Source organism: Marinobacterium mangrovicola (genome assembly GCF_004339595.1).
GTDB lineage: Bacteria > Pseudomonadota > Gammaproteobacteria > Pseudomonadales > Balneatricaceae > Marinobacterium_D > Marinobacterium_D mangrovicola.
Window position 1 is genome coordinate 126776 of sequence record NZ_SMFU01000014.1, and the last position, 13133, is coordinate 139908.

Sequence of the window (13133 nt, forward strand, 5' to 3'; positions counted from 1 at the left end):
GTAGAGCACTTTAGACATCACTGCCATTTCTCCTCCGTGAAAAACGATCATGCGTATTTTTCTGCGTTGCCGTGCGCAGTATCACATAACGGCTTTTCCTTAATGTCTTGATCTTGGACCAGTTTTCTATGAGTTGCCAGTGGCAAATGAGCACACTCAGTACTAAAAACGAGCAACAAGACGAGGCCACGCTAAATATACTGTATGGGATCACAGTAAAATGAAGCGTTTTGTCCACACACTAACGACCGCTGCGGGCCGATATCTGCAGAACTGGTTGGCCTGATATGCCGAAAAAATGTCCGCTATCCGGGGAAATCAGAAAACTCTTAAGGTCAGATACGAGCCAACACCCCCCGTTTTGATGATCCTTTTAACCTATAAACTCGGGGCCATAACCCGCAAGCCAGCCCCACATCGCCCTACACGCCCAATAAAAAACCGGGCACAAGGCCCGGTCAAAAACAACAACCAAACGACAGTTGTTAGATCAGTTGCTGAATACCACGGTGCGGCGTCCGCTGAGGAATACGCGCTTGTCACAGTGGTAACGTACAGCGTTGAACAGGGTGATACGCTCGATATCCTGCCCCTTGGAAACCAGGTCTTCAGGATAGTGGGCGTGGTCGACACTCTGGATGCCCTGAGTGATGATCGGACCTTCATCCAGATCGTTGTTCACGTAGTGGGCGGTGGCGCCAACCATCTTCACACCCTTCTCCCAGGCCTGATGGTAAGGGCGTGCGCCCTTGAAGCCCGGCAGCAGTGAGTGGTGAATATTGATCGCCCAGCCATCCAGGGTTTCACACATATCCGGTGACAGGACCTGCATGTAGCGCGCCAGCACTACCAGGTCGATCTCGTACTTCTCAAGCAACTCAAGAATCTGGGCTTCCTGCTGCGGCTTGGTATCCGGGGTGATCGGCAGGTGGTAATAAGGAATACCGTGCCACTCCGCCAGGTGCTGCAGATCCGGGTGGTTGGAGATGATCACCGGCACTTCGATGTTCAGCTGTCCCGTACGGTGGCGGAACAGCAGGTCATTGAGGCAGTGGTCGTACTTGGAGACCAGGATTGCCACCCGCTCACGGTGACCCGGTGCGGTCAGGCTCCACTCCATATCGAACTCCGCAGCACGAGCCGCGAACTGTTCATCGAAAGCTTCCTGGGTAAAAGCCTCGCTTCCGGGCTGAAACTCGATACGGATAAAGAAACGTTCGCTGACACGATCGTCGAATGAGTGGATCTCGTTCACGTAATGCTGGGAGTCCGCCATAAAGCGGGTTACCACATCAACGGTGCCAAGCTTGCTCGGGCAATTGGCGGTAAAGATCCAGGAATCGGGCAGAGAGCTCATGGCCTTCTCCTAACACAACAGAAAAAAGGGTGCCGGCTGGTCTGGCGGAATCAGCGCGGCACTCCTAAAAAACGGATCAGGCTTTAACCACCAGACCGTATTCACGGCTGGCATCCTGCAGCCAGAGCCAGATGTAGTCCGCAAAGCTGCGACGTACTACCAGCTCCCAGGTGTCTTCGCCGCTGCGACGCACCACGGCAGTCGCCTTGGCGAATACAGAACCGGCAACCTTACCCACCGGGAACTGGCTCGGGTGTAGATCCAGCACGGTGCTCTTCTTCAGCACGTCGACCGCGTTCGGGCCGGACAGCTCGATCAGGGTCTGACCGCCGCTGCCGTTAACCACCTGGAAGTGGCCTTCGATCGCTGCACGCAGGCTGCGCTCGATCTCAAACGCCTGGTCGCCGGGTACAACCACCAGCCATTCGTCCGGGCTCATCCAGCGAATGGACACACTGCCCTTCTCGACGGAGGTCAGTGGCTTGGTCGGCAGGGCAATACCAAATACTGCCGCGCAGCCGTCCATGAAGCTCTGGTTGTCCTGGGAACCGCGCAGGGTCAGGTGACCCAGCAGCTTGAGTTCGCGCAGGATGACACCGCCGGCGCGCGGGTTACGCGCAGCCAGCTTGTCCAGTTCAGCGTGATGCAGCGGAGACTCGGCGCGGATATCGCCGCTCGGCAGCTGGTTCATCACAGCCACGTTGGTGACTTCTTTTTCAGGTGCAGTTGCTTCAGACATTCTGACGCTCCCCTTTCGGATCGAGGAAGATCGGGCTGCAGATTTCAGCTTCGATCACGCGGCCATCGGCCAGCGGGTAGTAAACGGTTTCACCCATGCGGTCGTGACCGCCTTTGATGAAGCCCAGCGCAATGCTACGGTTCAGAGTCGCACTCCAGTAGCTGGAGCTGACGTGACCGAGCAGGTCCATCGGGATCGGCTGCTTGGTATCAGCAACAGCCTGTGCACCTTCCGGCAGCACAACCTTAGGATCCTTGGTTTTCAGACCCACCATCTGCTTACGGTGGTCGCGGACGCAGTCTTCACGTGCCATACCGCGCTTACCGATGTAGCTGAACGGTTTGTTGTTGGATACACACCAGCTCATGCCAAGGTCGATCGGGGTCATGGAGCCGTCAGTATCCTGACCGGCGATGATGAAGCCCTTCTCTGCACGCAGGATGTGCATGGTTTCAGTACCGTACGGCGTCAGGTTGTACTTGGCGCCGTGCTCGAACAGTTTCTCCCAAACGTGCAGACCGTAGTTAGCCTGGACGTTGATCTCGTAAGAGAGTTCACCGGTAAAGGAGATTCGGAACACGCGAGCCGGAACGCCAGCCACGGTGCCTTCACGCCAATCCATGAACTTGAAGCTGTCTTTATCCAGGTCGATGTCATCACAGAGTTCGGACAGCAGTTTACGGCTGTTCGGACCGGAGATGGTCATGGTCGCCCAGTGGTCGGTCACGCTGGTGAAGTAAACTTCCATCTCAGGCCATTCGGTCTGATGATAGAGCTCCAGCCATTCCATAACATGCGCCGCACCGCCAGAGGTGGTGGTCATGACAAAGTGGTTCTCGCCCAGGCATGAGGTCACACCGTCGTCGAATACCATGCCATCTTCGCCACACATCAGACCGTAACGGCACTTGCCGACCGCCAGCTTGGCCCAAGCGTTAGTGTAGACGCGACCGAGGAATTCGCGCGCATCCTTACCCTGAATATCGATCTTGCCCAGGGTGGACGCGTCGAGGATACCCACGCTTTCACGGGTAGCCAGGCATTCGCGATCCAGTGCCTGCTGCATGGTTTCGCCTTGTTTCGGGTAGTACCAGGGACGCTTCCACTGGCCTACATCTTCCCACTCGGCGCCGTTTTCCACGTGCCACTTGTGCATCGCAGTGAAACGCTTCGGCTCGAACAGCGGGCCGCAGTTACGGCCAGCGATGGCACCAAAGGCGATCGGGGTGTAGTTCGGACGGAACACGGTAGTACCGGTTTCCGGAATCGACTTGCCCAGCACCGCAGCGGTGATAGCCATACCGTTGATGTTACCCAGCTTGCCCTGGTCGGTACCGAAGCCCATCGCGGTGTAACGCTTGACGTGCTCGATAGACTCAAAGCCTTCGCGGGTTGCCAGCTCGATACCGGCAGCGGTTACGTCGTTCTGGTAGTCAACGAACTGCTTCGGCGCACGCGAAGTCGGCTTGGTGTGCGGGATGTGGTACAGCGCCATCGGCTTGCCTTCGCTGACCTTACGCACGTTCGGCAGAGCGACTTCAGCCGCCTGCAGGCCCAGCTTGGCTGCTGCTTCCTGACCGGCTTTCGCACCTTCAGCCAGGACCTTGTCCAGTGCGTAGGTACCGCTGATGCCACCGGCGATCAGCTGGTTCTGTACGCTCGGACCCGGTACGAAACCGATCGCTTCGTCGCTCCAGACCGGACGCACGCCGGCGTGGCAGGACAGGTGCACAACCGGGCTCCAGCCACCAGAGCTTGCCACGGTGTCGCAGCTCAGATGCTGTACATTGCCGGTGACCTTCTCGCCTTTGGCGTCGAGGCCCGCAACGCTAACGCCGCTGACACGCTTCTTGCCCTGGACATCGATTACACCGCTGCCGGTAAGGACCTTGATGCCACGCTTGCGAACCGCTTCGACGCGCTCGCCCTGCGGGTTGGAACGGGTATCAACCACGGCGACAACTTCACGACCTGCGTCGGCCCAGTCCAGAGCGGTCTGGTACGCATTGTCGTTGGTGGTCATCAGTACCAGCTTGTTGCCCGGTACGACTCCATAACGGTTGATGTACGTAGATACAGCAGATGCAACCATGCAACCCGGTACATCGTTGTTACCGAATACCAGCGGGCGCTCGTGGGCGCCGGTAGCCAGCACAACCCAGTGCGCGCGAACGCGGTGCATACGCTGACGAACCTGACCTTCCGGAGCCTTGTCGGACATATAGTCGGTACGGTTCTCGTTGATGGTCAGGAAGTTGTGGTCATGGTAGCCGTTCACGACGGAACGCGGCAGCATGGTGACTTCCGGCATCTTGGCCAATTCAGCGACGATACCCGCAACCCAGTCAGCGGCCGGCTTGCCTTCGATGCGCTCGCGGCTGGACAGCAGGTGTCCACCGAATTCGCTCTGCTCGTCGGCGATGATGACACGGGCACCGCTGCGCGCAGCAGTCAGGGCCGCCATCAGGCCGGCAGGACCTGCACCTACAACCATCAGGTCGCAGTGCTGGTTCATGATGTCGTATTCGTCCTGGTCACGCTCTTTCGGCGCACGACCGAGACCTGCAGCCTGGCGGATAAACTTCTCGTAAGTCGGCCACATGGACTGCGGGAACATGAAGGTCTTGTAGTAGAACCCCGGAGGCATCATCTTGCCGCCGAGTTTACCCATCATGCCCATCCAGTCGGATTCAACGCTCGGCCAGCCGTTGGTAGCGCTGCACACCAGACCGTTGTAGAGCTCCTGCTGGGTAGCACGAACGTTAGGCACCTGAGTCGCTTCGGTAGCGCCCAGCTGCAGTACTGCGTTGGGCTCTTCAGCACCGGCAGCGACGATACCGCGGGGACGGCTGTACTTGAAGCTGCGTGCAACGATATCGACACCGTTGGCCAGCAGCGCAGATGCGACGCTGTCACCCTGGTAACCCTTGTACTGACGACCGTTGTAGGTAAAGGTCAACGCCTTGGAACGGTCGACGCGGCCTCCTGACTGGAGGCGATTTTTCTGGCTCATTTTCTCCGCTCCTTAACCTTCAGCAACCACTTTGGGCTGCTCACCAATCTTGTAGACCTCTTTGATCTCATAGGTCTGAGTATCACGGGTCACATTGAAGAACTTGCGGCAACCGGTGGTGTGGTACCACATCTCGTGCTGGATACCGCGCGGGTTCTTACGGAAGAAGATGTATTCACCCCACTCCGCATCGGTGCAGTTATCCGGGTCCAGCGGGCGAGCAATGTGCGCCTCACCGGAGCAGTGAAACTCTTCCTCTTCGCGCAGCTCTTGGCAGTGCGGACAATAGATATGCAACATTTGTCAGTCCTCAGTGAGCAACGCCAGCGGCGCCATGTTCGTCGATCAGTGCGCCGGTGTTGAATCGGTTAATGGAGAACGGTTCTGCCAGCGGATGCGCCTTGCCGTGCGCCAGAGTGTGCGCGAACACGTTGCCGGAACCCGGAGTCCCCTTGAAGCCGCCAGTACCCCAACCGCAGTTGAAGAACAGGTTCTTGACCGGGGTCTCGGACAGGATCGGGCTCGCATCCGGGCACGCGTCGACGATACCGCCCCACTGGCGGTTCATGCGGACGCGGCTGGTCAGCGGGAACAGCTCGACGATCGCCTGGATAGTGTGTTCGATGATGCCGTAGGAACCGCGCTGGCCGTAACCGACCCAACCATCGATACCGGCACCGATAACCAGGTCACCCTTGTCGGACTGGCTCATGTAACCGTGTACGTGGTTAGACATCACAACGGTATCCAGGAACGGTTTGATCGGCTCGGAAACCAGCGCCTGCAGCGGGTGGGATTCCACCGGCAGCTTGAAGCCAGCCATTTTCGCCATCACACCGGAGTTACCGGCGGTGACACAGCCCACGCGGTCAGCCTTGATCACGCCGTACTGCTTGGTCTTAACGCCGGTGATTTTGCCGTCGTTGATTTCCATGTCGACCACTTCGCAGTTCTGGATCAGGTCAACGCCAAGCGCGTCAGCCGCACGGGCGTAGCCCCAGGCCACCGCATCGTGACGGGCGTTACCGCCGCGACGCTGTACGGAAGCACCGAGAACCGGATAGCGAGCGTCTTTGGAGCAATCCAGCGCAGGAATCTCTTTCTGCAGCTGATCGGCGTAAACCATTTCGTTGTCGACGCCCTGCAGACGGTTAGCGTAGACCAGACGTTCGTTGGTACGCAGATCGCCCAGGGTGTGGCAGGTGTGGTAAACACCGCGCTGAGAGAACATCTGGTTGTAGTTCAGTTCCTGAGACAGGCCTTCCCACAACTTCATAGAGTGTTCGTACAGGGCAGCGGATTCATCCCACAGGTAGTTGGAACGCACGATGGTGGTGTTACGGCAGATGTTACCGCCACCCAGGTGACCTTTTTCCAACACTGCGACATTGGTAATACCGTGCTCTTTAGCCAGGTAGTAAGCGGTCGCGAGGCCGTGACCACCCGCACCAATGATGATGACGTCATACTTTTTCTTTGGCGTCGGGTTGCGCCATACCCGCTGCCAGTTTTCGTGATAGCTCAGACTGTGCTTTAGCAGTCCAAATCCAGAATAACGCTGCATAACGTCAGCTCCACACCTGCGCCGCATTTGCGGCATTTTTTAACTAACTTTCAGAGCGCTTCGAGCGCTGGGCGGACCCGGTCGGGCCCGCTCAGCCCTCAAAGTGATCAGCGGTAGACGGGGTAATCTGCACAGAGGTCCAGGACCTGCGCTTTAACCTCGGTGATCTTCGCTTCCAGCTTCTCTTCGTCGTTCAGCACGTCGAGGATGTCAGCGATCCAACCAGCCAGACTACGGCAGTGGGTTTCCTTGAAACCACGAGTAGTGATAACCGGAGAACCGATACGCAGACCGGAAGTCACGAACGGTGACTGCGGGTCATTCGGTACCGCGTTCTTGTTCACGGTGATGTTCGCACGACCCAGGGCAGCATCAGCAGCCTTGCCGGTCAGACCCTGTTTGATCAGGCTCAGCAGGAACAGGTGGTTGTCGGTACCGCCGGATACCACGTCGAAGCCGCGCTCGATGAACACGTCAGCCATGGTCTGGGCGTTTTTAACAACCTGAGTCTGGTATTCGGTGAAAGCCGGATCCAGCGCTTCCTTGAACGCAACGGCCTTGGCGGCGATTACGTGCATCAGCGGGCCACCCTGGCCACCCGGGAACACAGCTGAGTTTAGCTTCTTCTCGAGATCTTTCCCTTCAGTGTGGGGAGTGGATTTGCACAGAATCAGACCACCACGCGGACCGCGCAGGGTTTTGTGAGTAGTCGTGGTCACCACGTCTGCGAACGGCAGCGGGTTCGGGTACAGGCCAGCAGCGACCAGGCCAGCAACGTGAGCCATGTCGACGAACAGGTAAGCACCAACCTTGTCAGCGATCTCGCGGAACTTGGCCCAGTCAACGACACGGGAGTAAGCGGAGAAGCCAGCGACGATCATCTTCGGCTTGTGCTCCACCGCCAGGGCTTCAACCTGAGCGTAATCGATTTCGCCGGTTTCTTCGTTCAGACCGTACTGCACGGCGTTGTAGATCTTACCGGAGAAGTTAACGTGGGCACCGTGAGTCAGGTGACCGCCGTGTGCCAGGCTCATACCCAGAACGGTGTCGCCCGGCTCGCACAGAGCCATGTAAACAGCGGCGTTAGCCTGGGAACCTGAGTGCGGCTGAACGTTAGCGTAATCAGCGCCGAACAGTTCGCAGGCACGATCGATCGCCATCTGCTCAACTTCGTCGACGTATTCGCAGCCACCGTAGTAACGCTTGGCCGGGTAACCTTCGGCGTATTTGTTGGTCAGGACACTGCCCTGGGCCTGCATAACACGCGGGCTTGTGTAGTTTTCAGAAGCAATCAGTTCGATATGCTCTTCCTGGCGCACAGCTTCACGCTGAATGGACGCCCAAAGGGCATCATCGAAACCCTGAATTTCATCACTCTTTGAAAACATCTTTTATTCTCCTGCAACCTATGGCCAGCAATGCCGAAAAGGGAATGTCCAACTTAAAGGCGATGTTATAGGCGGTGTTGTGGAGTCTGATGTTTATCAACGTCCCGGCAATGTCGATTTGCGACAAAAAAGATGAATCTTTGCAAATTCGCTGCAGCTCAAGAATCGCGGGAGGTAGAGAGAATCGGGGCGTATGTTTGTATGCGACAGGAAAGGGCGCAGAAACAAATCTGCAACCCTGTCAAAGTAATATCGGAAGATCGCGCACCAGCACAAACTCGTCGGGTTGCAGACTCACCTGCCAGGCAATTATCTCAACGCCACTCTGTTTGGCCTCACGCAGCAGTTCTCCGTAACGGCGGTCAATTTCATCGGCCGGACGCGCTGCACTCGCCCCTGTGTGCTGCACACAGAACAACAGCACCGCCCTTTTCCCCGACTCAACCACCTGCATCAGCGTCTGCAGATGCTTCTGGCCACGCTCGGTCACCGAGTCGGGAAAGGCGATAACGCCATCATCCTCATCATCGGGCCCAGGACCAAGCGTGACGTTTTTCACCTCGATAAAGGTATGCGGGTCGCTGCGGTCGCCCAGCGCCAGGTCAAAGCGGCTGTCGCCACACTTCACCTCTCGCTCCACGCCGCTGCATGGATCAAGCTCGGGGATCAGGGCGGCGCGCACCGCCTCCTCAACCAACGCATTGGTACGCGCGGTATTCACGCCAGCCCAATGGCCATGCGCCACCTGCACCGCTTCCAGCGTATGCCGGTATTTACGCTTGGGGTTGCCACTATCAGAGATCAACGCCGCCTGCTCCATACCGGGCAGGACGCAGTTTTTCATGGAACCGGTATTGGGGCAGTGAACGGTGATTTCGCTGCCATCCTGGCGGCGCACATCGGCCATAAAACGTTTATAACGACGCAACAAAGTCACGCGTTCCAGCGGCGGATTGAACTGCATCGGATTTTCCAGATCGGCGAACTAAAGAAAACGCCTGGTCCAGGTTTAAAAAGAGCTTATTCTGACCTCAGGCCAGCATCGACTCTCCGTCAGCCTTGATACTCAGCGCTCCTTCGCCGCTAAAGTGCAGCGCAATCGACGGATAGCTGCGATCGGCGCCAAAGAGATAACTGTATTTATCGACCAGTGCGTCCATTTCGGCCTGGGATTGTGCCCGAGCAGCTTCCTCGTTGAAAGGCTCCAGGGATTGCAGCGCTGCTACGTGAGAGGCGAGGCCCGCTGCGGTGTGTAACTCCCTGGCCATGGCAGGATTCTCGTCCAGCGCCGCCGTTAACTGATCGGCATAGGGGTAATCGTCGGGTAGCTGCAGCTGCCCAGAATCATCGTAACGGATAGTCTGCGGCGCCTCGGGAATGCCATTGGCACTCAGAAAATCGGGGAATACCTTGGAGATATGATCCTGCAACGCCCTCAGGTTAGCCGGGTTAGGCATTAACAGGCTGCCGAGCTGGCTATCCAGATCGGTCACCTCACCGGCGGGAGAAAAATAGCTGTCGAGGTCGACTTCACGTTTTCCCGCAGCGGTTTCCATGCTGTAAACCGACTCGGAACGCGATAGCTGCTGTGCTTCGACTGACAGCTGCACCCGGTCGACAGATGCCGCCGAACGGCCAGCCATTGCCGCCCGCTCTCCTTCCATCGAACCTGCCGAGATGCCCAGCATTGAGCCATAAGCCCCGGACACCGGGGCATAGCCTTGAACTGATGAGATCGCCATTAAGCTACTCCTTGCTCATAAATCTTCTTGGAAGACTCACGAAGCAAAAAGAGCGCCAGGCTCACTCCTTCTCGGCGCGAAAACCGTAGGTCGCGTTCAGGCGGCCGGTCAGGTAATCGACAAAGCGCACCGCTTCATACTTGGGTTCCTCATCCGGACGCAGTTCGCGAGGATCAACGATAGAGTCGGGGTCCGCTTCCATAAAGAAAGCCACGGAGTAGCGCTCACTTTCCGGCGGACGCACCCGATGCGGCGTTGAAACGTAGGTATCGTTGCTCCAGCGCATCAGGCAGTCACCAATATTGCAGACGAAGGCTCCGGCAATACTCGGCGCCTGAATCCAGTCGCCATCGCGGGTAGACACCTCAAGCCCGGCCACGCCATCGGTGGCGAGAATAGTGATATTGCCGTAATCGGTATGGGCACCGGCGCCGCCATCATCACGTTTGACCGCATCGGCACTGGCTGGGTAACGCAGCATTCTCAACGTTGCCAGCGGATTGGCCAGATGCCTGGCGAAGAAATGCTCATCAACGCCCAGATCCAGGCTCAGGCCGCGATGGATCAACCGACCGAGCTCCACACAGGCATCGAAGTATTCCAGCATCTGCTCGCGCCAGTCCGGCATTTCCGGCCAGAAGTTGGGACCGCGGAAGGGTTTGTCGGCCAGCAGGTCGGGATGATCCGGCGCCAGCTCCACACCGATGTTGAACGCCTCCTTCATATCGGCGCCTGCCGCGGGGTTCAGCTGTTCATCTGCCATCGCCACATAGCCGCGGTTGTGGGCCGAACGCTTGATCGACAGCGCTTCTTTCTGTGCCAGCGGCAGATCGAAGAAACGGCGCGCATCGCTGAACACCCGGTCGACCACCGCCTGCGGAATACCGTGATCTATGACATAGAAAAAGCCCACTTCACGGCAGGCGCGGCCCAGTTCATCGGCGACCATCTGGCGCTCAGCAGGATCCTGGCTGTTCAGTCTGGCCAGCGAAATAATCGGCAGTGAGTCCACAAAAATACCTTTAATCAGTGTTCGTTAGATTCAATTGATAACAGAGGGCTGGGTAGGCAATGCATCGCAACGGGCAATCAGTGAATGCGCGGTAATCTGGGCCTGGCTGACAATCAGACTCTGACTGACACGGGTCGGCTCACCCTCACTGATCAGCCGTTCGCCATCCACCCAGACATCAGTGACGTTGCTGCCACGGGCGGAAAACACCAGGTTCCAGAGCAGATTACCGCCCTGCTCATCCAGACAGTAGGGCGTCAAATTGGGCTGACCGATATCAAGCAGGATCATATCGGCGCGCTTACCCACCTCGATGGAGCCGATCTGATCGTCCAGCCCCAGCACCTCGGCGCCGCCCAATGTAGCCATCCGCAGCATCTGGGCGGCCGGCATGGCGACCGGATCAAGTCGGGTGGCCTTCTGGATCAGCGAGGCGAACTTCATCTCCTCAAACAGATCCAGACTGTTGTTGCAGACATTGCCATCGGTGCCCAGGCCAACACGGATACCCGCCTTAAGCATCTCTGGCACACGCGCCACACCACTGGCGAGCTTGGCGTTACTGACCGGGCAGTGCGCCACCCGGGTGCCTCTGTCGGCCAGCAGTTTGATCTCGTCATCGTTAAGCCAAACACAGTGCGCCAGCAGGGTGTTTTCGCCGAGAACGCCGTACTGATCGAGCATGGCGATGGAGCGGCTGCCAAAGTGGCGGGTAACGGCGGCCTCCTCCTCTTTCTGCTCGCAGGCGTGGGTATGGATCTTCAGACCGAACTCCCGGGCGCAGGCAAGTGCGTGGGCATAGGCGTCCGGCGAGCAGTAAAACAGATGCTCCAGTCCCATCCAGACCTGGATACGGCCGTTGTTCGCGCCATGATGGCTATCGATAAGGCGGCGGTTTTCTTCCAGCGTGGCGAAAAAATCGAGACCCGGCATATCCGCCACATAGGGCGCCAGGTTCACTCTAAGCCCGATCTCACGCCCCGCCTCGGCGCAACGATCCATAAAACGGTACATATCCATCACGCAGGTAGTGCCATTCTTCAGCGCTTCCAGGTAGGAAACTCGTGCCGCGTGATAGGCGTCATCCGGAGTCAGCGCCCGAAACTCGCGCTGGTAATAGGGTAGCCACTCCATCAGCTGCATATTCTCCGAAATACCCCGCATCAGGCTTGAATGGCTGTGACTATCCACCAAACCCGGCAACAGCGCACGGCGCCCATTGCAGTCAACACGAGGCAGGTCCGCAGGCAGTTCGATCTCCGAACGATGGCCCACTGCGGCTATGCACCCCTCCTCCACGATCACCGTACCATTGGCGATCACCCGGTCATCCGGATTTACGGTAAAGATCGCCACATTGGTGATCGCAAACCTGTTCATGGGTGCCAGACCTCACAGAATACGGGCAATAAAAACAGTTAAGAGTGCCAGCGGGAAACGTATCTGTCCAAACAGACAGGTTTTACAGCCGGGCGCAACGACAACCTGACAGCAAAAACCTGACCACAACGCAAATCACGAAATTATCAGCGAGGCTGGGGCTTTGGACGCGGCACAGATCGCTGCCCGACGAAATACGCACCATCTCAGAGCGGCACACGCACCGCTAACAGACCATTGTTAATGGCGACTAGCCAGATAAAGACCCGCCAGAGCCATAACAGAGCCGGAAACCCGGTTCAGGCCACGCGCGGCGCGCGGCGAGCGCAGATAGCGGCGGGCCTGGGCGGCTGTTGCCGCGATAAGCATCAGTCCTGACAGAAGGCCGACCAGGGTCAGCACCGATGCCAACACTATGCCCTCACCGGAGAGCGCGGTGACATCCATAAAGGTGGGTAGAAAAGCGATGTAAAACAGAATCACCTTGGGGTTTGATGCAGAGATCAGAAACCCCTGGGTGAAAGCGTGCAGCGCGTCACGACGATCCGGCTTTTCATCGGAAACAGGGGCTACCGGAGCGGTCCACATTTTCCACCCCAGGTAACAGAGGTAGGCGGCACCGGCCAAGCGGATCACCGTAAACACTTCACTCCAGTGAGTTGCCAGGGCCGCCAGCCCCAGACAGGCCAGAACCAGATAAACCACATCACTGAGAATCATACCCAGAGCGAGCGGGAGGCAACTCCAGCTACCGCGCTGCAAGGCCCGCGCGATAAGCGCAAAAACACCGGGCCCCGGCGTAATACCGAAGATAAAAATAGCCAACAGAAAACTCAGCGCACTCGCCAAACTCATACTTCACCCTAATACATGACAATTTTGTGGCGCGAGGCGGACAGTATATGTCGTAGATAGAGGCGACAAAAGCCAACTCTCGT

General features: G+C 57.7%; 11 protein-coding genes. All 11 read right to left on the minus strand.

Annotation, left to right across the window (positions count from 1 at the left end):
• Positions 1–490: 490 nt before the first annotated feature.
• Positions 491–1357 (minus strand): formyltetrahydrofolate deformylase, encoded by an 867-nt coding sequence (gene purU / locus CLV83_RS21505; protein WP_132297771.1) that lies wholly within the window; start codon positions 1355–1357, stop codon positions 491–493.
• Between the two features lie 76 nt (positions 1358–1433).
• On the minus strand, positions 1434–2096 hold the full coding sequence (locus CLV83_RS21510; RefSeq protein WP_132297774.1) for a sarcosine oxidase subunit gamma: 663 nt from the start codon (positions 2094–2096) through the stop codon (positions 1434–1436).
• Positions 2089–5109 carry a sarcosine oxidase subunit alpha gene (locus CLV83_RS21515; RefSeq protein ID WP_132297777.1) on the minus strand — a complete coding sequence of 1007 codons (3021 nt, stop codon included), beginning with the start codon at positions 5107–5109 and terminating at the stop codon, positions 2089–2091. The genes CLV83_RS21510 and CLV83_RS21515 overlap by 8 nt, the downstream gene beginning before the upstream one ends.
• A gap of 12 nt (positions 5110–5121) precedes the next feature.
• Positions 5122–5409 carry a sarcosine oxidase subunit delta gene (locus tag CLV83_RS21520; RefSeq protein ID WP_132297780.1) on the minus strand — a complete coding sequence of 96 codons (288 nt, stop codon included), beginning with the start codon at positions 5407–5409 and terminating at the stop codon, positions 5122–5124.
• A gap of 10 nt (positions 5410–5419) precedes the next feature.
• On the minus strand, positions 5420–6673 hold the full coding sequence (locus tag CLV83_RS21525) for a sarcosine oxidase subunit beta family protein (RefSeq protein ID WP_132297783.1): 1254 nt from the start codon (positions 6671–6673) through the stop codon (positions 5420–5422).
• A 107-nt stretch (positions 6674–6780) separates the two neighbouring features.
• Complete coding sequence (gene glyA, locus CLV83_RS21530; RefSeq protein ID WP_132297786.1) at positions 6781–8061, minus strand: serine hydroxymethyltransferase; 1281 nt, start codon at positions 8059–8061, stop codon at positions 6781–6783.
• Between the two features lie 241 nt (positions 8062–8302).
• Complete coding sequence (gene sfsA, locus CLV83_RS21535; RefSeq protein ID WP_132297789.1) at positions 8303–9025, minus strand: DNA/RNA nuclease SfsA; 723 nt, start codon at positions 9023–9025, stop codon at positions 8303–8305.
• A 67-nt stretch (positions 9026–9092) separates the two neighbouring features.
• A complete protein-coding gene (locus CLV83_RS21540; protein WP_132297792.1) occupies positions 9093–9803 on the minus strand; it encodes a hypothetical protein in 711 nt (236 codons plus the stop codon).
• Between the two features lie 61 nt (positions 9804–9864).
• Complete coding sequence (locus tag CLV83_RS21545; RefSeq protein ID WP_132297794.1) at positions 9865–10815, minus strand: isopenicillin N synthase family dioxygenase; 951 nt, start codon at positions 10813–10815, stop codon at positions 9865–9867.
• Between the two features lie 30 nt (positions 10816–10845).
• The gene (locus CLV83_RS21550; protein WP_132297797.1) at positions 10846–12195 is read right to left on the minus strand and encodes an amidohydrolase family protein; all 1350 of its coding nucleotides are present in this window, start codon (positions 12193–12195) and stop codon (positions 10846–10848) included.
• Positions 12196–12435: 240 nt separating this feature from the next.
• On the minus strand, positions 12436–13050 hold the full coding sequence (locus CLV83_RS21555) for a LysE family translocator (protein WP_132297800.1): 615 nt from the start codon (positions 13048–13050) through the stop codon (positions 12436–12438).
• Positions 13051–13133: the final 83 nt, after the last annotated feature.